This is a genomic window from Paraburkholderia sp. GAS33, assembly GCF_050436645.1.
GTDB classification, from domain to species: Bacteria; Pseudomonadota; Gammaproteobacteria; order Burkholderiales; family Burkholderiaceae; genus Paraburkholderia; species Paraburkholderia phenazinium_B.
The window spans coordinates 68,323-89,712 of sequence record NZ_JBNDMP010000003.1 but is presented as its reverse complement, the minus strand read 5'-3'; the positions used below and the strand labels follow the sequence as shown (position 1 = coordinate 89,712).

At 62.8% G+C, this 21,390-nt stretch carries 16 protein-coding genes; 8 read left to right on the top strand and 8 right to left on the bottom strand.

What is annotated here, in order from left to right; all coding sequences use genetic code 11:
* Nucleotides 1-91 precede the first annotated feature (91 nt).
* The 4 genes from glgB to P3T24_RS10620 form a co-directional block, all read right to left on the bottom strand.
* Nucleotides 92-2,308, bottom strand: coding sequence for a 1,4-alpha-glucan branching protein GlgB (gene glgB / locus P3T24_RS10635; RefSeq protein WP_429434429.1), 2,217 nt, complete (start codon nucleotides 2,306-2,308; stop codon nucleotides 92-94).
* Nucleotides 2,301-5,768 (bottom strand): maltose alpha-D-glucosyltransferase, encoded by a 3,468-nt coding sequence (treS, locus tag P3T24_RS10630; RefSeq protein ID WP_429434426.1) that lies wholly within the window; start codon nucleotides 5,766-5,768, stop codon nucleotides 2,301-2,303. The genes glgB and treS overlap by 8 nt, the downstream gene beginning before the upstream one ends.
* Nucleotides 5,768-9,211, bottom strand: a complete 3,444-nt coding sequence (locus P3T24_RS10625) for a maltotransferase domain-containing protein (protein ID WP_429434424.1) — start codon at nucleotides 9,209-9,211, stop codon at nucleotides 5,768-5,770. The genes treS and P3T24_RS10625 overlap by 1 nt, the downstream gene beginning before the upstream one ends.
* A 446-nt stretch (nucleotides 9,212-9,657) precedes the next feature.
* The gene (locus P3T24_RS10620; RefSeq protein WP_074266583.1) at nucleotides 9,658-10,320 is read right to left on the bottom strand and encodes a DUF1345 domain-containing protein; all 663 of its coding nucleotides are present in this window, start codon (nucleotides 10,318-10,320) and stop codon (nucleotides 9,658-9,660) included.
* Between the two features lie 276 nt (nucleotides 10,321-10,596).
* Here P3T24_RS10620 and P3T24_RS10615 point away from each other — a divergent pair, with 276 nt between their 5' ends.
* The 4 genes from P3T24_RS10615 (at nucleotide 10,597) to P3T24_RS10600 (ending at nucleotide 15,217) form a co-directional block, all read left to right on the top strand.
* Nucleotides 10,597-11,178 (top strand): sugar dehydrogenase complex small subunit, encoded by a 582-nt coding sequence (locus P3T24_RS10615; RefSeq protein WP_074266582.1) that lies wholly within the window; start codon nucleotides 10,597-10,599, stop codon nucleotides 11,176-11,178.
* An 88-nt stretch (nucleotides 11,179-11,266) separates the two neighbouring features.
* Nucleotides 11,267-12,868: a GMC family oxidoreductase gene (locus P3T24_RS10610; RefSeq protein ID WP_429434421.1), complete on the top strand. Its 1,602-nt coding sequence runs from the start codon at nucleotides 11,267-11,269 to the stop codon at nucleotides 12,866-12,868.
* A gap of 19 nt (nucleotides 12,869-12,887) precedes the next feature.
* Complete coding sequence (locus tag P3T24_RS10605; protein WP_429434418.1) at nucleotides 12,888-14,315, top strand: c-type cytochrome; 1,428 nt, start codon at nucleotides 12,888-12,890, stop codon at nucleotides 14,313-14,315.
* 164 nt (nucleotides 14,316-14,479) lie between these two features.
* The gene (locus P3T24_RS10600) at nucleotides 14,480-15,217 is read left to right on the top strand and encodes a metallophosphoesterase (RefSeq protein WP_083611770.1); all 738 of its coding nucleotides are present in this window, start codon (nucleotides 14,480-14,482) and stop codon (nucleotides 15,215-15,217) included.
* 23 nt (nucleotides 15,218-15,240) lie between these two features.
* On the opposite strand, the gene P3T24_RS10595 is transcribed toward P3T24_RS10600, so the two are convergent.
* Nucleotides 15,241-15,942, bottom strand: a complete 702-nt coding sequence (locus P3T24_RS10595) for an RES family NAD+ phosphorylase (RefSeq protein WP_074266578.1) — start codon at nucleotides 15,940-15,942, stop codon at nucleotides 15,241-15,243.
* Nucleotides 15,939-16,301: an MbcA/ParS/Xre antitoxin family protein gene (locus P3T24_RS10590; RefSeq protein WP_429435283.1), complete on the bottom strand. Its 363-nt coding sequence runs from the start codon at nucleotides 16,299-16,301 to the stop codon at nucleotides 15,939-15,941. The genes P3T24_RS10595 and P3T24_RS10590 overlap by 4 nt, the downstream gene beginning before the upstream one ends.
* A 193-nt stretch (nucleotides 16,302-16,494) precedes the next feature.
* Between P3T24_RS10590 and P3T24_RS10585 the strand changes: the two genes are divergently transcribed.
* A complete protein-coding gene (locus P3T24_RS10585) occupies nucleotides 16,495-17,091 on the top strand; it encodes a hypothetical protein (protein WP_429434415.1) in 597 nt (198 codons plus the stop codon).
* Between the two features lie 79 nt (nucleotides 17,092-17,170).
* Here P3T24_RS10585 and P3T24_RS10580 read toward each other — a convergent pair whose 3' ends face one another.
* Nucleotides 17,171-18,025, bottom strand: coding sequence for a LysR substrate-binding domain-containing protein (locus P3T24_RS10580; protein ID WP_429434412.1), 855 nt, complete (start codon nucleotides 18,023-18,025; stop codon nucleotides 17,171-17,173).
* A 98-nt stretch (nucleotides 18,026-18,123) separates the two neighbouring features.
* Here P3T24_RS10580 and P3T24_RS10575 point away from each other — a divergent pair, with 98 nt between their 5' ends.
* Complete coding sequence (locus P3T24_RS10575) at nucleotides 18,124-18,507, top strand: tautomerase family protein (RefSeq protein ID WP_074266572.1); 384 nt, start codon at nucleotides 18,124-18,126, stop codon at nucleotides 18,505-18,507.
* 182 nt (nucleotides 18,508-18,689) lie between these two features.
* On the opposite strand, the gene P3T24_RS10570 is transcribed toward P3T24_RS10575, so the two are convergent.
* Entirely contained in the window at nucleotides 18,690-19,400 is a 711-nt protein-coding gene (locus P3T24_RS10570; RefSeq protein WP_074269233.1) for a phosphatase PAP2 family protein, read from the bottom strand.
* 422 nt (nucleotides 19,401-19,822) lie between these two features.
* Here P3T24_RS10570 and P3T24_RS10565 point away from each other — a divergent pair, with 422 nt between their 5' ends.
* Entirely contained in the window at nucleotides 19,823-21,013 is a 1,191-nt protein-coding gene (locus tag P3T24_RS10565; protein WP_429434410.1) for an extracellular catalytic domain type 1 short-chain-length polyhydroxyalkanoate depolymerase, read from the top strand.
* 131 nt (nucleotides 21,014-21,144) lie between these two features.
* On the top strand, nucleotides 21,145-21,321 hold the full coding sequence (locus P3T24_RS10560) for a DUF3563 family protein (RefSeq protein ID WP_074266570.1): 177 nt from the start codon (nucleotides 21,145-21,147) through the stop codon (nucleotides 21,319-21,321).
* Nucleotides 21,322-21,390 lie beyond the last annotated feature (69 nt).

The following is a 21,390-nucleotide window of genomic DNA, read 5'->3' as shown; positions in this document are numbered from 1 at the left end:
TCCCGTCCTTGTTCTGATTGGTCGTGTCTTGCGGGGCGCCCACCCGTTCTTTGTCTTAGCCGCCTCAGTCCGGTTGGCTTGATTCAGTGGCCTAATTATCCGCGCGCAGTACGATCGTCGAGAGCGGCGGCAAAATCAGCGAGGCCGATTGCGGCTTGCCGTGGCTCGAGATCTCCTCGGTATAGATCAGCCCGGCATTGCCGACATTCGAGCCGCCATACACGCTGGCGTCGGTGTTGAGCACTTCGCTCCAGCGTCCGGCGAGTGGCATGCCGAGGCGATAGCCCAGACGCGGCACCGGGGTGAAGTTGCAGACCACCACCAGTTCGCGGCCCGCGCCATCGACGCGTCGATAAGCGAACACGCTGTTGTCGCTATCGTCGCCGATCAGCCATTCGAAGCCACCGGGTTCGCAATCGAGCGTGTACAGGGCCGGCTCGTCGCAGTACAGGTGGTTCAGGTCGCGCACCAGTTTTTGCGCGCCGTGGTGGAGCGGATCGTCGAGCAGATGCCAATGCGGCGAGCCGTCGTGATCGAACTCCGCCATCTGACCGAACTCACCGCCCATGAAGAGCAGCTTCTTGCCGGGATGGGTCCACATAAAGCCGAAATACGCGCGCAGGTTGGCGAAGCGTTGCCAGCGGTCGCCCGGCATCTTGCCGAGCAGCGAGCCTTTGCCGTGTACCACTTCGTCGTGCGAGAGCGGCAACACGAAGCACTCTGAATACGCGTACACCATCCCGAACGTCATGTTGTGGTGGTGGTAACGGCGGTACACCGGGTCCTCGTGCATGTAGTTCAGCGTGTCATGCATCCAGCCCATGTTCCACTTGAATTCGAAGCCCAGGCCGCCGTCTTCGACGCGCGCGGTGACACCCGGCCACGCCGTGGATTCTTCGGCGATCGTGATCGCGCCAGGTACGCCCGGCACATAGCCGACTTCATGATTGAGCCGCTTGAGAAACGCGATGGATTCGAGATTCTCTCTGCCGCCATAGATATTTGGCACCCATTCGCCAGCGGCGCGCGAGTAGTCGCGATACAGCATCGAGGCAACCGCATCCACGCGCAGGGCGTCCACGTGATAGCGCTTGAGCCAGGCCAGCCCCGAGGCCACCAGGAACGCGCTCACCTCGTTGCGGCCGAGGTTGTAGATCATCGTGTTCCAGTCCTGGTGATAGCCCTCGCGCGGATCAGCGTGTTCGTAGAGCGGCGTGCCGTCGAAATTGATGAGGCCGTGCGCGTCGTTCGGAAAGTGCGCCGGCACCCAGTCGAGAATCACGCCGAGCCCGACTTCGTGTGCGCGATTGACGAACTGCGCAAACTGTTCGGGTTTGCCGAAGCGAGCCGACGGCGCGAACTGCCCCAACGGTTGATAGCCCCATGAACCGCCGAACGGATGCTCGGCGATCGGCATGAATTCGATGTGCGTGAACCCCATGCCTTGGGCGTACGGAATCAGCCGGTCTGCGAGTTCGCTCCAGTCGAGGCCACGGTGGCCGTCCTCTGCGATCCGCAACCATGACTCGGCGTGCACTTCGTAGATCGAGATCGGCGAGCGTGGTGTCTGATTGGCGCCGCGCGATTGAATCCATGCGGCGTCGGTCCACGGAAACTGCTCGATCTCGTCGACGTGCGCGACTACTGATGCCGTCGCCGGCGGCTTCTCGGTCTGCATCGCGCAGGGGTCGGCTTTCAGCGGCAACGGATGGCCGTCGCGCGAAAGCAGTTCGTATTTGTAGCGCGTGCCGGCACCGACACGCGGGACGAACAGCTCCCACACGCCGGCCTGATGACGCAGGCGCATCGGATGGCGGCGGCCGTCCCACGAGTTGAAGTCGCCGACCACGGAGACGCGCCGTGCGTTCGGCGCCCACACCGCAAAGCGCACGCCAGGCACGCCGTCTATTTCCATCGGACGCGAGCCGAGGCACTCGAGCACCGCATACGGATCGCCGTTGGCAAGGCGGTGCAGCGGTTCGTCACCGAGGATCGGCCCAAATGAATAGGTATCCTCGATTTCCTGCACCGGTCCGTGCCAGTCGATGCGCAACCGGTACGGCACGGCTGCACTGACGCGGCCGACGAACAGTCCGTTGTGGTGGATCTTCTGCAGCTCGCCGAGTGTCGAGCCGTCGGCGCGCGAAATGACCGTGACATGCGCGGCATTCGGCAAGAGCGCGCGTACCACGGCTCCCGCGTCGCTCTGATGCAGGCCCAGTTGCGAAAAGGGATCAGGGTGCCGCGCTTCGACTAGTGCGTCGAGATCGAGCGGTTGCAGGTCGGCGGTCGGATCGTATTCACTCATAATCGCCCTCAGCCGGGTTAGGCGGTGTGGCGCCAGGGGAGCCTGGCGTCGATGTGTCGTGGGGAGTACCCGTATCGCCGAGCATCCGGCTCGCGAGCGCGGCGAGACCACGCACCGGCAAGCCGAGCCACGTCGGACGATTGGCGGCCTCGTAGCGGATTTCGTAAGCGGCCTTTTCGATCAGGAAGAGATCGAGCAGACCCTGTTCCGCCGCGGGCGCGACTAGCGGTTGTGCGGCAGCGGCAATCGCTGCACGGTATTCGCCGAGGAAGCTCTCGGCAGCGTAGACGCGGAAACGGTCGAACAGCGCGCGCTTGCGGTCTGCGGTCTGTTGCGGAGCGCTTTCCGTAGTGGATTGCGCCGCTGCGCTTGCATACGAAAACGAGCGCAGCAGACCGGCGACATCGCGCATCGGACTCGACTTCTGACGACGTTCGTCAAGCGTGCGCGCCGGCTCGCCTTCGAAGTCGATCAGATACGCATCGCCTTGGGCGACCAGCACTTGCCCGAGGTGGAAGTCGCCGTGAATCCGTGTGCGCAAGGCGCCCGCATCCGCAGGTACGAGCTTCGCCACTGCTTCGGTGAGGGCTCCACGACGATCGAGCAGGCTCTGCGCGAGCTCTTTCGTATCGTCGGTCAACTGATCGATGCGATGCGAGAGCAGGTCGAGCGCCGTGGAGAGCATGCTTTGCGTGCCTTCGGTCCACGCGCGAATCTGCTCGGGTGTGGCCGGTTCCGGTGCAAACGCTGGATCGTCCGACGGCGCGGCGAGCGCGACATGTAACTCACCGAGGCGTCTGCCGATGATGCCGGCCATAGCCCGGTAGCCTTCGATAGCCTGCGCTTCCTTTTCCGGATCGGGGACAGCGTCGTCGGCATCGACGGCGAGCGCGAGATCGTCGATCGTGCGGCGCAGATAATCGAGCGCCCAGTTCCACGCATCGCCCTGGTTGTCGATAAAGCCTTGCAGGATGCACAGCGTGTGCGGCACACCGGCGGGATCGATACGCACCACTTCGCCATACAGCGGCGCGGTGTTCGCGTAGCCGATCTTCGTCAGATGGCGGCTGATTTCTGCTTCAGGGTGGATGCCGCTCACGAGGCGCCGTACCAGCTTCAGGACCACGGCGTCCTCGATGATCAGCGAGCTGTTGCTTTGCTCGGCTGCCAGCCAGCGAATCTCGGGGCGGTCGCCCAGATCGAGTTCGTCGAAGCGATCGGTCGGGATGAAGCAGATTTCGCTTTTCTGTACCGTCGGCACGACTGCGCGTTCACGCAGCTTGCGCAGGACGTTGTGGGCGAAGATCGGCAGTGCGAACGCATCCGTGAGGTGGCCGACGTTGCGGCCGCGGCGCACGCGCGCCAGCGCCAGTTGCATGAACAGAGGCGTGGTGGTTTCGCCGCCCCATGTAATTGCAATCGGCAACACATAGCGTTCGGTGTGATCGCCAACGTCCGCTTCGATCTCGGTGAAAGCGAAACCGCCGTTCGGGATTGTCGTCAGTGCCGCAAGGCGTACGGCGTGCAACGGCTCATCCTTGGACGCGAACCAGCGGCGCCGGCTTAACCACGAAGGCAACACTTCGGATTCGAGCAGCCGGACGTTTTCCGGCGTCGGGCCAGCCTGGCCTTCGCGAATCACAATCGTCACGAACTCGGGCAACGGCTCCGAGTGCGGTTGTGCCCACGTCGGACGCTGCGTCCCCGGACAGATGAGGAACCACAGAAAGCCGTAGGGCGGAAAGGTCAGCAGATAGGTAAGCTGACCAATCGCCGGGAATACGGAGTCCGCGGTCATCTCGATCGGCACGGAGCCCGCGAATTCGGAGAGATCGAGTTCGACCGCTTGCGGCGCACGCGACAGATTCGCGACGCACAGAATGGTCGGCTCGCCTGGCAATTCGCGTAGATACGCGAGAATCTTGCGATTGGCCGGCTTCAGGAAGCGGATCGTGCCGCGCCCGAAGGTCTGCTTGGCGCGGCGCGTGGCGAGCATGCGGCGCGTCCAGTTCAGCAGCGAGTGCGGATCGCGGCTTTGCGCTTCGACGTTGACCGCATCGAAGCCGTACAGCGAACCCATCACCGGCGGCAGCACCAGTTGTTCCGGATCGGCGCGCGAGAAGCCGCCGTTACGGTCCGATGACCATTGCATCGGCGTACGCACGCCGTCGCGATCGCCGAGGTGGATGTTGTCGCCCATGCCGAGTTCGTCGCCGTAATAGATCACGGGCGTGCCGGGCATCGACAGCAGCAGCGAGTTGATCAGCTCGATGCGGCGGCGGTCGCGTTCCATCAGCGGCGCAAGACGGCGCCGGATGCCGAGGTTCAGCCGCGCGCGGCGGTCGCTCGCATAGGTGTTCCACAGATAGTCGCGTTCCGAATCCGTGACCATTTCGAGCGTCAGTTCATCGTGATTGCGCAGGAAAATGGCCCACTGGTTCGTCTCGGCGAGATCCGGCGTCTGCCGCATGATGTCGGTGATCGGGAAGCGGTCTTCGCTGGCAATCGACATGTAGATGCGCGGCATCAGCGGGAAGTGGAATGCCATATGGCATTCGTCTTCGTCGCCGAAATACTCCTTCACATCCTCCGGCCACTGGTTCGCTTCGGCGAGCAGCATGCGGTTCGGATACTCCGCGTCGATGGTGGCGCGAATCTTCTTCAGGATTGCGTGCGTTTCCGGCAGGTTCTCGTTGTTGGTGCCTTCGCGCTCCACCAGATATGGCACTGCATCGAGACGCAGCCCGTCGATGCCCATGTCGAGCCAGAAGCGCATGACTTGCAGCACTTCTTTCAGCACGGCCGGATTGTCGAAATTCAGGTCGGGCTGGTGCGAATAGAACCGATGCCAGTAGTACGCCCCGGCCACGGGATCGTGGGTCCAGTTCGACGGCTCGCTATCGATGAAGATAATCCGCGTGCCGGTGTATTTCTCATCGGTATCGGACCAGACGTAGAAGTTGCGATGATTCGATCCGGGCTTCGCAAGGCGGGCGCGCTGGAACCACGGGTGCTGGTCAGACGTGTGGTTGATGACCAGTTCGGTGATCACACGAATGCCGCGGGCATGCGCTTCCTGAATGAAGTGCTTCACATCGGAAAGCTGGCCGTAATCCGGATGGACGTTGCGATAGTCGGCAATGTCGTAGCCATCATCGCGGCGCGGCGATGGATAGAACGGCAGCAGCCAGATCGCATTCACGCCGAGTTCGGCAATGTAGTCGAGCTTGGCGATCAGTCCGGGGAAATCGCCCACGCCGTCGTTGTTCGCATCGAAGAACGACTTGATGTGCACCTGATAGATGATCGCGTCTTTGTACCAGAGCGGATCGTCGCTAAGCGTCGAAACCTTGCCGCGGCGGCCTGGCTTCGGCTTCGCCGTGCGGCTGCCCGTGCCTGTAACTGCAGCTTCTGCGGTGAGGGCTTGCGACGTGCTCTCGGTCGGGTCGTCACGTTTCATTAGGCACCTTCGGTCGGGGGTTGGGCGCCAGCGTCTGCATGGCTGCCGCTATCGTCGTCTGCGCTGGGGGGCTCGGGTGGCAGGCCGCCGGCTGGCGCAATGCGCCAGATCGCGAACGGCATGACGCTCGGGTTCAGCTGTACATGCTGCCAGCGGCCGTACCACTCGGAGCGGGCACCGGTCATCTGGTCCACGACTTCGAGCGCCGCATGATCGTGCAAATGCCAATGCGCAAAGGTGTCCCATGAAAGCTCGACATCCGCGCCCTGTTCGTTGAACGGATCGAGATTGATGGCGACCACGATCACGTTGTCGCGCGCCTCGGTGGCTTTCTCGAAGAACAGGATATGGTCATTGTGCGCCGGTAGGAACGTGATGCCCAGATGCGATTGCAGCGCGGGGTTGGCGCGGCGAATCCGGTTCAGGGCAGTGATCTCGCCGACGATGTTGCCGGGACGATCCCAGTCCCACGCGCGCAGTTGATACTTTTCGGAGTCGAGGTATTCCTCGCTGTTGGGCAGCGCCGCTGCTTCGCAAAGCTCGAATCCGCTGTACACGCCCCACAGGCCCGACAGCGTCGCGGCCAGTGCGGCGCGCATCACGAAGCCCGCGCGTCCTGAGGATTGCAGATGCCGCGGGTTGATGTCCGGCGTGTTGACGAAGAAATTCGGCCGGTAGTAATCGCGGACGTTGGTTTGCGTGAGTTCGGTCAGGTAATCGGTGAACTCGCGCTTCGATTCGCGCCACGTGAAATACGTGTACGACATCGAGTAGCCAATCTTGCCGAGGCGATACATCATGCGCGGCCGCGTGAAGGCTTCTGCGAAGAAGATCGTGTCGGGATAGCGCGCCCGCACGTCGTTGATCATCCATTCCCAGAACGGCAACGGTTTCGTATGGGGATTGTCGACGCGGAAGATATGCACGCCCGCTTCGATCCAGAACAGGATGACGTCGCGCAATGCGAGCCACAGGTCGGGCTTGGCGTCGTGCGCATAAAAGTCCGGGTTGACGATGTCCTGGTACTTCTTTGGCGGGTTCTCGGCGTACCTCAGCGTGCCGTCGGGGCGCCACGCGAACCAGGTGGGATGCTCCTTCAGCCACGGGTGATCCGGCGAGCACTGGATCGCGAAGTCGAGCGCGATCTCGAGACCATGCTCGTGTGCGGCAGCCAGCATCTGCTTGAAATCTTCGAGCGTGCCCAATTCTGGATGGACGGCGCTGTGGCCGCCTTCCGCTCCGCCGATCGCGTAGGGGCTGCCGACATCGCCCGGTTGCGCGGTTAGCGTGTTGTTGCGGCCTTTGCGATTCGCGACGCCGATCGGGTGGATCGGCGGGAAGTACAGCACGTCGAAACCCATGTCGCGGATGCGCGGCAGTTTCTTTGTGACATCCGCGAAGGTGCCGTGCCGTGTTTCGTCGTCGCTCATCGAGCGCGGGAAGATCTCGTACCAGCTTGCGAACCGCGCGGCGGTCCGTTCGGCATCGATGCGGTACGTGACCGGATCGCGTGTCTGGAACGGCCGATGACGAGCCGCAGCCATTGCTTTGGCCGTGGTGGGGGCGAGCAGCAGGGCGAGCTTTGTGTCTGCGTCGGCTTTGGTGAAGACCTTGACGATATGTTCGAGCGGTTCAGTCACCGCGCCTTCCACCGTTTCCACTTCGGCCAGCACCAGCGCGAACAGATGGCCCGCTTCGGCGATTTCCAGCTCCACCGTTTGCCCGGCCTTCAGCTTCTTCTGCACGTGCTCGACCAGCGAGGCGAAGTCGTCGCGCCAAGCAAGCACCGTGAATTCATGACGGCCCACCCGTTCGAGCGGGATGCGCGCGTGCCACAGGTCGTTGCCGGCGGGTGGTGCGGGGACCATTGGCGTTTCGTGCCAGGCGGTTTCGTCGGCGGCGCGCCACATCACGGCGGCGGCGATCTTGTCGTGCCCTTCCGCGAAGATCGCGGCTTTTACCTCGACCCGCTCGCCTACATTGCGTTTGACGACGAAGCGTCCATTGTCGACCGACGGTGTCACGCTTTCGATCGCCACGCGTGGGGCAGCGATGGCCTCCAGCACCGATTTGCGGCCGCTGCGTTTGCTGCCCGCCTTGTCGATGGGCGGGGCGAGCCGCACCGGCTTTTCGGCTTGCGCGCCAAACAGACGGCAGGCGCCGGGTCCGAGCGTAAAGGGGCTCAGCGTCGCGGGTTTGGCGTTCGCGGCGGCATCGAGCGGTACGAAGCGCGTGAAGTTGCCAGGCACCCCGGCGAGGAAACGCGCGGGATCGACCCGCAACGGCGTGCCCAGGTCCGGGTTGATGACGATCAGGATCGCCTGCTGACTGTCGCGCAGATCAAGCCGATCGCCGCGCAACAGCACTGCTGCGGGCGCGCTCGGACCACTCAGCGCGCGCAGTTCGCCGACGCTCTGCAGCGGCTCGGACGCACTTAACACTTCGTTGATGTGCTTGACCAGCCCGGACAGGTCGAAACGCGCCGTCTTGCACTGCTCGCCGTATTGCGCGGCATTGGCACGTGTGTACGACATCGGTGTCGCGACGCCGTATTCGAAGCCCATCGGCAGCAGCCAGCCCGTGCCGGTCGACGCGGCGGTGAACAGCGCGCGGCGATAGGCACGCTCGAGCATTGCGGCGTCGTGCACGTCGTCGAGATCGGCGGCGAGGCGAGTGCCATAGGGCGCTTCCGGAAACGCGATCGGTGCGCCGATGCGAATCAGCGCGGCATGCTCGTCGGTCATCCAGCTGGAGCGGAAGTCCCACCAGCGCACTGACGAAAACACGCTGTCGAAGCCCGCGTCGTCGAGAGGTTGCAGATCGCCGCGTGCGAGACCCGGTGTGGCCGCAAGAAAGCGGATCTCCGGATACTGCTCCCGCACGGCTGCACCAAGCTGGCGCCAAAACGCGATCGGCACGCGGTGCGGCGAATCGAAACGAAAACCGGCGACGCCCGCTTCGGCGAGCCCGACCAGTTCGCGAGTCCACCAGTCGAGAAGGGCGGCAGTGCTGCCCTCGTTGCCGAAGTTCACATAGGCGACGTTGTCCTCGCGATGCGCGTGGCGCGGATCGAGTCGCGCTTCTTCCGATTCGAACGGATGAAACCAGTCGGGGTGCTCGGAGAAGAGGGCGCTGTCTGCCGCGAAGCGATCGATCACGACGTCCGTCAGCACTTTCAGGCCGTGCCGGCCCGCCGCGGCGGTAAGGCCGCGTAGCGCTTCGGGCGCGTCCTGCTGCGTTCCGAAGACAGGGTGCAGCTTACGGTGATCGCTGACAATCTGCGCGTGTCCCGCCCGTCCGGGCTGGAACAGCGCGCCGATCAGCACATGGTCGAAGCCTAGCTCGGCGGCGTGCGCAAATTGCGCTGGCCACGCGTCGAGCGGCCCGACGAGGAGAGAGTGGAGAAAATAGATCCGCGGCGCATACCTTTGTGAAGGTTCCATCGGTCGTTTCCAGATTCGTCCTGCCGCGATGTAGATGCATCGGGATGCGATTACACCGCTGTTTGGGGCTTCCAGAGCCGGAGGCCGCACGCTGCGTGAATTCAACGTGCGTACTGGTCAATGTAGTGCAAAGATCGCTTGCCCGCCGGGCAGTAACGAACACTACGCACGCGCATGCGCCAGTCGCGCGGTTCTGGACCAGATAAATGTAAAGTCTGCAGCAAACGCTGTGCCAGCGGCTATAGCTGCCGCGAAAACGGAGGGAAGTGCGAGTACTCAGGGAGCGCGTCGGTGCCGCAGGTTTTCTGGTCCGCGGCCGGCGTGTAAATCGGGTGAGCGCCCAGCGGGTTTTACACGAAACGGATTTCTGCGGCCGGCACCGTTAACAATTCACGATGCCGGCGGGTCTGATTATGGGCGCATCCTGGTGTGCTGGTCCAGTTGCGTTACGAGCCGAGCAGTCCGGCTGCGATGTTGACGCATAGGCCTAGCACGGCCACGTTGAAGTAGAACGACAGGATCGATTGCGCCAATGCGGCACGCCGGATCGTGCGCGATCGCAGCACCACATCCGAGGTCTGGGACGCCACCGCGATGGTGAACGAGAAGTACAGGAAGTCCCAATAGTTCGGTTCGAGCTTGTCATCCGGGAACAGCAAGGCGCTTTCGTGCGCATCCGGGGTGTAGTAGAGGCGTGCGTAGTGCAGCGTGAAAATGGTCGGAATCAGGAACCATGCGCCGAACATGGTCAGGCCTGTGAGCAGGTAGTGCGCGAGCGTCGACGCGGCGGCGAGATTCTTTGCGGATGCCAGTTCGAGGACGATGGCCGCGATGCTCGCCAGCGTCGCCAGGCAGATGACGAACAGGACGACGCCGGCATTTTCGTCGTCGCGTTGCGCGAATTCGCGGACGTCGTGTTCGTCTGCCTTGGCCATATGCAGCCAGATGAGCACAAGGTACAACCAGACTGTGATGTCCCATCCAGCCAGCACGCGCACCATCGGCCGCATGTGGGCGGGCACCACCAGCGCGCCGATGATACCGATTCCAAGCGCGACAACCATGCGTGGACGGTTGCGTAGAACCTGCGGGTAAAAATTCGTTGGCATGTGCGGTATCAAGCAGGATTGAGGGTGGCGGATTCTACCTTGAGCTTCCGGCGCCAATTGTCGAATGCTCGTGAGGCAGCTATAGTCTGTCGCAACGGCCTTGCGCCGGGCTTTCACTTTGTCATTTCTTTTCATATCGCAGCAGCAGCAAGACGAGACCGCTTAAGCGGCGCAGACCAGGTTTGGGGCGGGCGACCGGAACAACTTGCAGGGTAGGTATGCCATTACCCGCAATGTTGGCCGGTTGAAAATCGATTCATCATCTGTGGAGCCGCCATGACAGATGTCCAACATAACGATAAAAATCATGCGCACCCCAGGGTGACGTATGTCCAATCAGCCGGCCGCCGAACGTGGCTGCTCGGCGCATGCGCAGCGGCTGCTGCGCTGGCGTTCACGAGCGCTGGACGCTTCGGGATGTCATTCGGCATTCCTTCCGCCTTTGCCGACGCGCCCGCAGGCGGCGGACTCGATGCTTTCCTTGCGTTGTCCCAGCATTTAACTGCTCGAACCAGCTTCAACCCGGTCCTCGCCAAGCGTGTCTACGATGCGTTAGTCCACGCTGACGCCCAGTTCCCGCAGAACGTCAGCGCGCTCAATACGTGGCTGCAAGGTCACGGCGGTGTGCCATCGGACACGGTCACGCAAGCGCTGCAGACCGATCAACCGGTGCTCGCGAAGACGGTGAGCGCCATCATGCGCGCGTGGTATCTCGGACTTGTCGGCGAGATGCCGCATGTCCAGGTGGTGGCCTACGAAAGCGCGTTGATGTTCGATCCGGTCAAGGACGTGTTGACCATTCCGTCCTATTGCCGCGACGTGCCGTTCTACTGGACACAAAAGCCCGCCGGCGCTTGAAGCACAGCATGCCTCTCGAACGTGTCGTGGCTCGCGTCGTCTGCGACTGCGGCATGCATAAATAAGCAAGCAGCAACAGAGGGCAACAATGGCAAATTCCAATTCCGCCGACGTCGTTGTAGTCGGCTCGGGCGTCGCGGGTGGTCTGGTCGCGCATCAGATGGCACTGGCCGGCGCTTCGGTGATCGTGCTCGAAGCAGGGCCGCGTATTCCGCGCTGGCAGATCGTCGAGAACTTCCGTAACTCGCCAGTCAAAGACGACTTTGCGACACCTTATCCCTCCACGCCCTACGCGCCGCATCCCGAGTATGCGCCGGCGAACAACTACCTGATCCAGAAGGGCGAGTATCCGTACAACTCGCAGTATGTGCGGCTGGTGGGCGGTACCACCTGGCACTGGGCGGCTGCCGCGTGGCGCCTGCTGCCCTCGGACTTCCAGTTGAAGAAACTGTACGGCGTGGGCCGCGACTGGCCTTATCCGTATGAAACGCTGGAGCCCTGGTACTCCGCTGCTGAACTGCAGCTTGGCGTGTCGGGTCCGGACAGCAGGATCGATCTCGGCTCGCCGCGCTCGAAGCCGTATCCGATGAATCAGTTGCCGTTGTCGTACATGGATCAGCGCTTTAGCGACGTGCTCAACGCGCAAGGCTTCAAGGTGGTGCCCGAGCCGGTGGCGCGCAACAGCCGGCCCTACGATGCTCGCCCCACCTGTTGCGGCAACAACAACTGCATGCCGATCTGCCCGATCGCCGCCATGTATAACGGCGTGGTGCATGCGGAGAAGGCCGAGCAAGCGGGGGCGAAGCTGATCCCGGAAGCCGTCGTGTATCGCGTCGAAGCGGACAACAGTGGGCTCATTACCGCGGTCCACTACAAGGATCCGAACGGCAACAGCACCCGCGTGAGCGGCAAGCTGTTCGTGCTCGCGGCGAACGGCATCGAAACACCCAAACTGATGCTGATGTCGACCTCCGATAAGTTTCCGCACGGCATCGGCAACAGCTCCGACCAGGTGGGCCGCAATCTGATGGACCATCCAGGCACGGGTGTGACTTTCCTTGCCAACGAACCGCTGTGGCCGGGACGCGGGCCGATGGAAATGACCTCGGTGGTGAACTTCCGCGACGGCGCGTTCCGCTCCGAATATGCAGCGAAAAAGCTGCATCTCTCCAACGGTGTGCCGACGATGGCGGTCACCGCCGGTCTGATCAAGAAAGGCGTGACGGGCGCCGAACTGGACCGTCAGATTCGCGACCGCGCGGCGCGCACGCTGAACATCAACAGCTTCCACGAGCATCTGGCCGAACCGCAGAACCGTATCGTGCCCTCGGCGGATCAAAAGGACTCGCTCGGTATTCCGCAGCCGGAGATCTACTACTCGATCAACGACTACGTGAAGAAGAGCGCAGCCAACACGCACGAACTGTATGCGCAGATCGCAGCGCTGTTCGGCGGCACCGAGGTCTCGTTCGACGACACCTTCGCGCCGAACAATCACATCATGGGCACCACGATCATGGGCAACGATGCGGCGGATTCCGTCGTCGATGCGGATTGCCGTACGCACGACCATTCGAATCTGTTCATCGCGAGCAGCGGTGTCATGCCCACGGCTGCCTCGGTGAACTGCACGCTGACGATTGCGGCCTTGTCGCTCAAGCTGGCCGACAAGCTCAAGCATGAAATCTGAACCGAGCCGGAGAGCCACAATGACGAACAAAACGTCTCGCGTGCAGCCGGCCGGTTTGCTCGCACAGCGCGTGCGCCGCCGCCGTATCCGGATGGCGACGCTTGCCGCTGCTTTCTCGCTGTTTGCGATGTATCTCGCGTGGGACAACGCCTATGGTCCGCCGGTGCGTCGCGACGACGAATCGCCGATTACCCAGGCGATGGCCGATGACTCGCCGTCATCCGGGGACGCCGCGCCGAGCGGGATTGCATCCTCCGATCCGGATCTGGTGAAGCGCGGCGAATACCTCGCGCGTGCCGGCGATTGCGTGGCGTGCCACACGGCCGATAAAAGCCGCCCGTTTGCCGGCGGTTTGCCGATTGCCACACCGTTCGGCACGATCTATACGCCGAACATTACACCGGACCCGGACACCGGTATCGGCCAGTGGACCGACGCCGATTTCCAGCGCGCGATGCATGAGGGCATCGGCAAAGGCGGCGAGCGGCTCTATCCGGCATTCCCTTATGCCGAGTACACGAAGGTCACCGGGCAAGATGTGCAGGCGATTCGCGCCTATCTGAACACGCTGCCGCCGATCCATTACGCGCCGCCGCGCAACGAAATGCGCTTTCCGTTCAACCAGCGCTGGCTGATGGTGTTCTGGAATATGTTCAATTTCACCGAAGGGCGCTTCGTGCCCGATCCCAGGCAGAGCGCGGAATGGAATCGCGGTGCTTATCTGGTGGTAGGGCTCGCGCACTGTGAGGAGTGCCATACGCCGCGCAACATCCTGCAAGGACTGAAGTCGACCGATCGCTTTTCTGGCTCAACCCAGGCCGGCTGGCACGCATTCAATATCACGCCGGATAAAAATAGCGGCATCGGAAACTGGAGCGACGATGATCTGGTCAAATATTTGTCGACGGGTGTCGTGCCGGGCCGTGCAAACGCGGCGGGACCGATGGGCCAGGTCGTCGAGGACAGTACGCAGTATCTGACGCCTGAAGATCTGCGTTCGATCGCGACGTACCTGCGTTCGGTTACACCGGTGAGCGGCGGCGAAACGCATCCGCGCGACCAGCTGGGTACGCCCGCCAGCGACGTGACCGCGCTGCGCGGCACCGAGGTTGCCGGCGTGAACGGCGCGCAACTGTTTGTCGCCAACTGCGCGTCGTGTCATAGCTGGACGGGGCAAGGTACCGGCGCGAGCGCGCCTGGGGCGTATCCTTCGCTGCTCCACAACTCGACGGCCGGCGCGAACGATCCGGCGAATCTGGCGATGGTGATCCTGCACGGCGTCAGCCGCACGACGAAGCAGTCCGATGTGCTGATGCCGGCATTCGGCGAAGAACTCACCGACGATCAGGTGGCGGCGATCACGAACTATGTGACGAAGCAGTTTGGTAACCCGCAAGCCACATTGTCCGTCGATCAGGTGGCGAAACTGCGGGCGCAGCAACAATGACCGTTCAGGTCTGAAAATTGCGGTGCAGTCCGGGATGCCTTTCCGGGTTGCATCGCTGATCCAACAAAAAGCAGAGCGCGGCAGTTCATGCCGCGCAGCAACCGTTTAAGAAAAGATGGAAAGCGCGCATACGCACTTTGCGTTCGCGTTCTATTATGGTCCCCATGACTCCTGCAATCGTTACTACCGTCGAGCATCACGACGTCAACCGCACCGGCCGCGACTTTGTCGTGGGCGATCTGCATGGTTGCGTCGACGCGTTGCGTTATCTGTTGCGCGAGGTGGAGTTCGATCCGTCGCGGGACCGGCTGTTTTCGGTTGGCGATCTGATCGATCGCGGCACCCAGTCCGAGGAGGCGCTGGCGTTACTCGACAAGCCCTGGTTTTACGCCGTGCTCGGCAATCACGAAGACACGCTGTGTGCCGTCGCCGAAGGGCGCTTGCGCCGGCAGTGGTGGTACGGCATTGGCGGCACCTGGGCGGCGGAATTGCCGGATGAGAAGCTGCGGCACTACGCGCAACGTTTGTCCCGTTTGCCGCTGGCACGCGTGGTCGGCACCGGCCGCGAGCGTTTCAATGTGCTGCATGCGGAATTCTTCGGTACAGACACCGATCTCGACCTCGCCGACTTTTCCGCCGACGAACGGCAGCAAATGCTGTGGGGGCGCCGGCTTGCCATGGGCAACGGCGACCCGAGCCGGCAGCGCAGTCTGTCGCTCACCTACTGCGGCCACACGCCGATGCGTGAAGTTCAGCAGATCGGTGCGCAGGTGTTCATCGACACCGGGGCGTTCGGGCCGGGCGGCAAGCTGACTTTGGTCGAGGCCCGCAAGATCGAGCGCTGGTCGGTGACTGTCGAGACGGCGCGCGCCGTAGGCGCCGCAGCGCTCGCGTTGCCTTGAGCGGACCGCTTTAGCGGTCGCTCCTATCCCACCTGATTCAGTTCGAACACCATATCGACGGCGCTGCCGTTCCAGTTGTATTCCAGATAGGCCGCGTGGTGGCAGTCTCGCAACAGCGTGGTTCTGAACGCCGCGAGACATTCGCCGCCGGGATCGCGTACGGACGGATAGGCGATTCCTGGCGCACCCGCCTCGCGTATTGCGCGACCTGCCGCTTGCCCGGCGCTGTAGTCGTGCGGTGATAAAACCGCGGGATCTAGCGATGCGTCGCCGCGCAGATCGACCACCTCGCCACCCGCGATCACTGTGTATAGACGCATCTGCTGACGCGTCGGCGCCTCGGCGGTAGCCGCGAGGAATTTGCCGGTGTGATAGCGCGTCTCCGCGATCGCGGTGGCGCGTGAACGGGCGCAGTAGAACACGCCGTAGCTGCCGTCCGAAAAGCGGCTGCCAAGCGGATTCAGATGCGTGAACGCGGCCATGATCGGCCCATATCCGGGACCGAAGCGCCGTTCCTCGCGCGGCACCAGATCGAGTTCGCCGACTTCAGTGCGTAAGCGGTCATTGGTCATTGCCTCGAGCGCGTAAAGCGCGTCGAAGTCTTCGGGAGAGGCGACCCGGTCGTACAGATTCACCGCGGGGAAGCGCGTCGGAATGACGCGATACGCGGGCGACCAGTCGAGCGGCGCCACGCGCCAGCGGTCCTGCCAATACAGTTCTGTCACGCCCAGCCGCCTCGCATCGCATCGAGATATTGGCGCACGGCGACGAGGTCGCTGATATTGCCGGCGAGCATCCGGTCGAGCGCGCGGCGGCCGCCGAACGGCGCCGCGCTGTTGGGGCGCTTGATCCAGCCGTCGGCTGCGGCGGGCTGCGGCAACAGGATCTGCAACGCTTTGTAAATGCCGAGCAGTAGCGAAAGCCGTTCGACGGTGTCGCGCCCCACCCGTGCTGTTTGCGGCTCGGCCTTCCATTTGAAGAACGTCGAGCGTCCCGGCGAGCCGAGCAGGACGATCTGCTCGTCTGTGCTCAGATCCCAGTCGCGCGCAATCTTGAAGAAGGCGCGCAGGCCCGCCGCTGACATTTCGGTCAGCGAGGGTTCCGTGACGGGCCGGCGTAGCGGCGGATCGTCGGGGGTGAGACGGGCGGCGTGAGGCATGTGGTCTGGTCCTTATCTGTACTTTGTATCAATATTAGTCCAGATATGGATTATTGCAAGGATAATTGGGTATAATCGCGTCCCAACAAGCGAACGAGATGACGAGGAGCGGCGGGCGATGTGGGTGCGAGCAGTGGCGGTGGCGGTGGTGGCAGTAGCTTGTGGTGTGGCGACGGCGCAAGCGCAGGCGGCCCAGTATTCGGAGGTGTGGAATCCGCCTGAGGCGGCGCATCCGGTAAAGCGGGCCAAGGGGCGTACGGCTGTGCCTGTGGATGCGAGGAAGGGCGTGACGGCAGGTAAGGGGCACAAGGCGGTGCCTCTCAAAAAGGTGGCGTCGGTCCATGCTGCTCCTGGAGCCAAGACGCACCTCGCGCGTCAAGCGACGTCCCCCGTGAGGGTCGCTGCAGGTGCAGGTGCATCCGGTAGGTCTGCCCATGCTGGAACTGTACGGATGGCTGGCGCCAGGAGCGCATCGCACAAGCCGGTCAAGACGGCGCGCTCCGGTGGTGGGCATGTGCAGATGGCGGCAGTACATCCCAAGGCGATGCCGCGCAAGCAGCAGAAAATCGCTGCAAAACCAGTTTCGACACAGCCGGCGTCCGCAATGGCGGGCGTCGCGCCGAGACCGGCACCTGCGCAGCCGGTTGCCACGATGGCTGATACGGCGGCAAGACCTGTAGCCCAGAGCAGCAATCTGCCGCCGATCCTGCACTGAGTTCGTGTGGTTGGAGTGGGTTTGCTCTTTGGCGTGGTGCCTGAGCCGGCGTTGGTGGCGAGCACTTTTACCTGGCGCTCTAAACCCCACTCCCCAACCCACCCGCCAGCAACCTCAGCGTCTCCACTGAGCGCGCGTCCCGCAACCGCGAATGCAGCGTGACGCGCGATTCTGGCAACCGCGGCAAGCCAAGTCTGGCGCCGACGTCGATCAACCTCCGCGGGGCCACCCGTCGCGCCAATGGCGCCACAGCCAGACCGGCCGCCGCCGCTGCGCCGACAGCAGCCACTCCACCGCCAACAAACGCTTCGCGCCACGCGATGTCCGCCTCATCCAGCGAATGAATTGCCACAGCGCGCACATTGCACGGCGCAGTGAGCAGCGCGAGCGGCAGCGGCTCGCCGACCCGCAACAGCCACTCCGGCGCCGCGAGCCAGCCGAGTGGTTCGCTGAAAAGCACCGTCGCATCGTCGCGCGGCGCATCCTCAGGCTCGTAGCGGACGATCACCGCGTCGAGCCGTCGCTCGTCGAACTGTGCCAGCAGTGCCGACGACATGCCCAGATGCAGTTCGATTACCAGCCCCGGATCGTAGCTGTTGAGCTTTGCCAGCAGGTCCGGCAGGTCTCTGCCGGCGACATGCTCGCTCAAGCCCAACGCCAGCCTGCGCCGTTCCACCGACAACGAACCAAGCGCCCGTTCATGTGCGTTCAGCAGATCGCGCGCGGCCATGAGAAACGCGTGGCCATCCGCAGACAGTCTTACGACACGCGGCGTGCGTTCTACCAGCTGCTTGCCTAGATGCGCCTCCAGCCGCTTGAGCTTCAGGCTTACGGCCGACTGCGTGGTATCGAGCGCATCCGCCGCGCGAGTGAAGCTGTGCAGATCGGCGACCAGAACGAACGCGCGAACCGCATCGAGATCGAGTACTTTCATTTCAATTGAAAATATATGAAATAGCCGATGATGTCTGTCAATTATGATCGATGCGGCCTAAGCTGTGTACTCAATCTTCATCGAAAGGAGCTTTCATCATGCCGTTCACCCGAATTGCTGTCCGCGCCGGCAAGCCGGCGGCTTACCGGAAGGCCCTCACACAAGGCATTCAACGTTCGTTGATTGAGGTGTTCAATGTGCCGGAGGACGACATGTTCATGGTCGTCACCGAGCACGACGAGGACAACTTCTTTTATGGCAAGCACTACCTGGACATCAACCGTAGCGACGATCTCGTGCTGATCCAGATCACCGCGAACAATACGCGCACCGTCGAGCTGAAAAAGGCGCTGTACAAGCGGATCGCCGAGCTTCTGGCGGAAAGTCCAGGCGTGAGGCCGGAAGACGTGTTTGTGAATCTCGTCGACGTGCCGAAGGAAAACTGGTCGTTCGGCAATGGGATTGGGCAGTACGCGACCTAGGATCGAGCTGTTTGGCGATTCTGGCGCATAGGATGGCGAATCGATTTGGGTGCGACCCGGCGGTTTGCGGGCTATGTAGCATGACCGGAAAGAGGCTATCCCTCTTTCCTCTACCTGCTGTGAGCGGCTGCGCCTGCTGTGATGGCGGCGACCTGACCCCGACGGTCAGCGCTGCCGCGCCGTCACACGCTATCGTTGTTCAAAAGAACCGGCGGCGCCAAGGTGTTTTGAGTTTGCGACAGCGGCGCGGCACTCGGAGAGTCGTAGCGACCCGCCTTCCAACGCGCACGAATGAACGGCCGATCGTGGCCGGATACCTTGAGGGCAATGTGCGTCACCCAGCGCTGTGTCGGCACATGGACGCCGTGCAGTCCCACCGTCAGCATCATGAGGCTGACAGCGACGGGCACCGCGGACAAGCGGCCCGGCTCTGCATCCCACGACCAGCGCACGAACAGCAGCGCGGTCACCGCACCGACGATACAGCCGGTGATCGCCTCAGAGGGTGAGTGCGCACTCAGCACCACACGTGACATCCCTACAGCGATGCCCGCGACCAGTCCGAGCAATACGCCCACAAGGCGAAACTTGGGCCGTGCGGGCAGCAGCATCAGGAACAGGGCAACCGGATAGACGGCGGTGGACAGCATGGCGTGACCGCTCAGGCCGGTGAAATCCAGTTCGCGCACGCCGACGCCCCAGCCGAGAAAAGCCAGCTTGGTGACGGTCACGACGCCGATTGCCGCACTCAGCAGCAACAGCCAGCCCGCCGCCATGCGCCACGAGTAGCCGAGCGCCAGCCACAGCGCGATCGCAATGGCGAGCGGCAGCGTCAGGCCGGCGCCGCCGAGGCTGGTGATCGAATACCAAAGGTGATAGGACAAGTCAGGCATGGAAAGGAAACGTGGCAAGCGCCGCGTAGAATCAGGACCGTAGTTATATTTAACGCGCCAGCCGTCCATCTGGCCGACAAGGATCAAGACAGGGTTTACGTGTTCAATCTATCTGACTGTCAGTATAGACGGGAGTGCCCGACGGAGTTTGCAGGGCGGCCGTTTGGCGCCGTTTTGGCGGGAAGCGCCGGCCTGCCGGTTACTCCTGCTTACGTATGAAACCCTGGGCAAAAAGTCTTGGCAATGCGCCGTACCACCGCGGACAGCCAGACACTGCGTGACTGCGAGCCCGGAAACAGGGATGCGCCAGGCGTTCGGCGCAGCATCGGAATTGGTGTTATTGTGCATTGCACAACGACCTACGGTTCGAACCTGAGGTTTTGTAGAACAGTATCGGTCCCTTTTTGCGAGGTCACCATCCGATGGCAAAAAGTCTGACGAAAATCTGGCTCGGCGGTCTGAAGCGTCTAATGTCGATTCAGGCCAAACACGCGCGCGACGTCAAGCGCACGGCCGCGCGGCCAACCCGGCCGACGGGCAAAGTGTCCGCCAAGCTCAAACCGGTCAAACCCGTACCCACACTGCGTACGCCCGCCAAACGCGAGACGCCCCGGCCGGGCGCGCGCGAATCGCGTGTGCGTCCGCGGGCAGCCGCCTGGGCGAGCGGATCGTGGACGCGCTCGTTCCATTCGGCGCCGGCTGCGCCGGGGCGCCTGGTCAATCATCTGCAATATGGCTTGTATGTGCCGCCGGGGACGCCGTCTGCGCCGCTGCCGCTCGTTGTGATGCTGCATGGTTGCAAGCAATCCATCGACGAATTCGCCGAGGGCACTCGCATGAACCTGCTCGCCGACCGGTTCGGCTTTGCAGTGGTGTACCCCGAGCAGTCCAAGCATGTTCACGCGCACCTTTGCTGGCACTGGTACGACGCCAGTGACACCGCCGGCGGCGCCGAGGCGCGCGCCGTAGTGTCGCTGGTCGACGCGCTGGTCGCCGAACATGGCTTTGATGGTGAGCGCGTATATGTGGCGGGGTTGTCGGCGGGAGCAGGGCTGACGGCCTTGCTCGCGACGCACTATCCCGAGCGGTTTGCCGCGGTTGCGATGCATTCTGGACCGGCGTTCGGCGAGGCCCGCTCGGGGATCGCGGCAATGGACGTCATGCGGCGCGGTACGCGGCACGACCCGATCGTGCTGGTCGACGAAGCCGTCGATGTCCGAGGTTTTCCCGGTATGCCCGCCGTCATTATCCATGGCGACGCGGATCATGTGGTCGCGCCGGCCAATGCGGAGCAGTTGACGGCCCAGTTTCTGCGCCTGAACGGGTTGGTGGATGCCGAGGGCAAGCTCATAGCGGGCGAAGAGCGAGAGGAGCGTAAAGCGGGGGTCGTGACGCGCGACTATATCCGGGGCGGACGGCGCGTAGTGCGTATGTGCCGCGTTCAGGCTCTGGGTCATGCGTGGAGCGGTGGTGACGACGCGGTGCCGTTCCATTCGTCCAAAGGACCCGATGCGAGCGCGCTGATCTGGGAGTTTTTCAAATATCAGCGACGCGCGACGGCGACTCGCGAGACCGCGCGTGTTTCCGTGGGAGCCGCGTCGGGACGGGCTTAGCGGGAAAAAGATGAAGCCGGAGAGCAGTAGAGCAACACCTCGGAAAAGATATCTTGGCAGGACATAGGGTTTTCCCTATAATACGGGTTATCCACTAGGAATTAACCCTAGATCACTGTCCGAGGTTCACCATGTATCTCTTGACCCGCTTGTTCCTGTTCCTGACGAAATCCGCTGACCAGATGGCCAAAGAGCGTAGCGACGCTTACCTGGCTGAAGCCACGGACCTGTATGACCTCGAGTTTCGTATGCGCAAGCTCGACCGTGAAGCCGCGACGCGTCACCCGGCGTGGATGACCCAGCACTAAGCAGGCTGTAGGTAGCTTTACCTGCGTTACTGTGGTTCGATCATGTGAGTGCTTACTAGCGGGTGAATC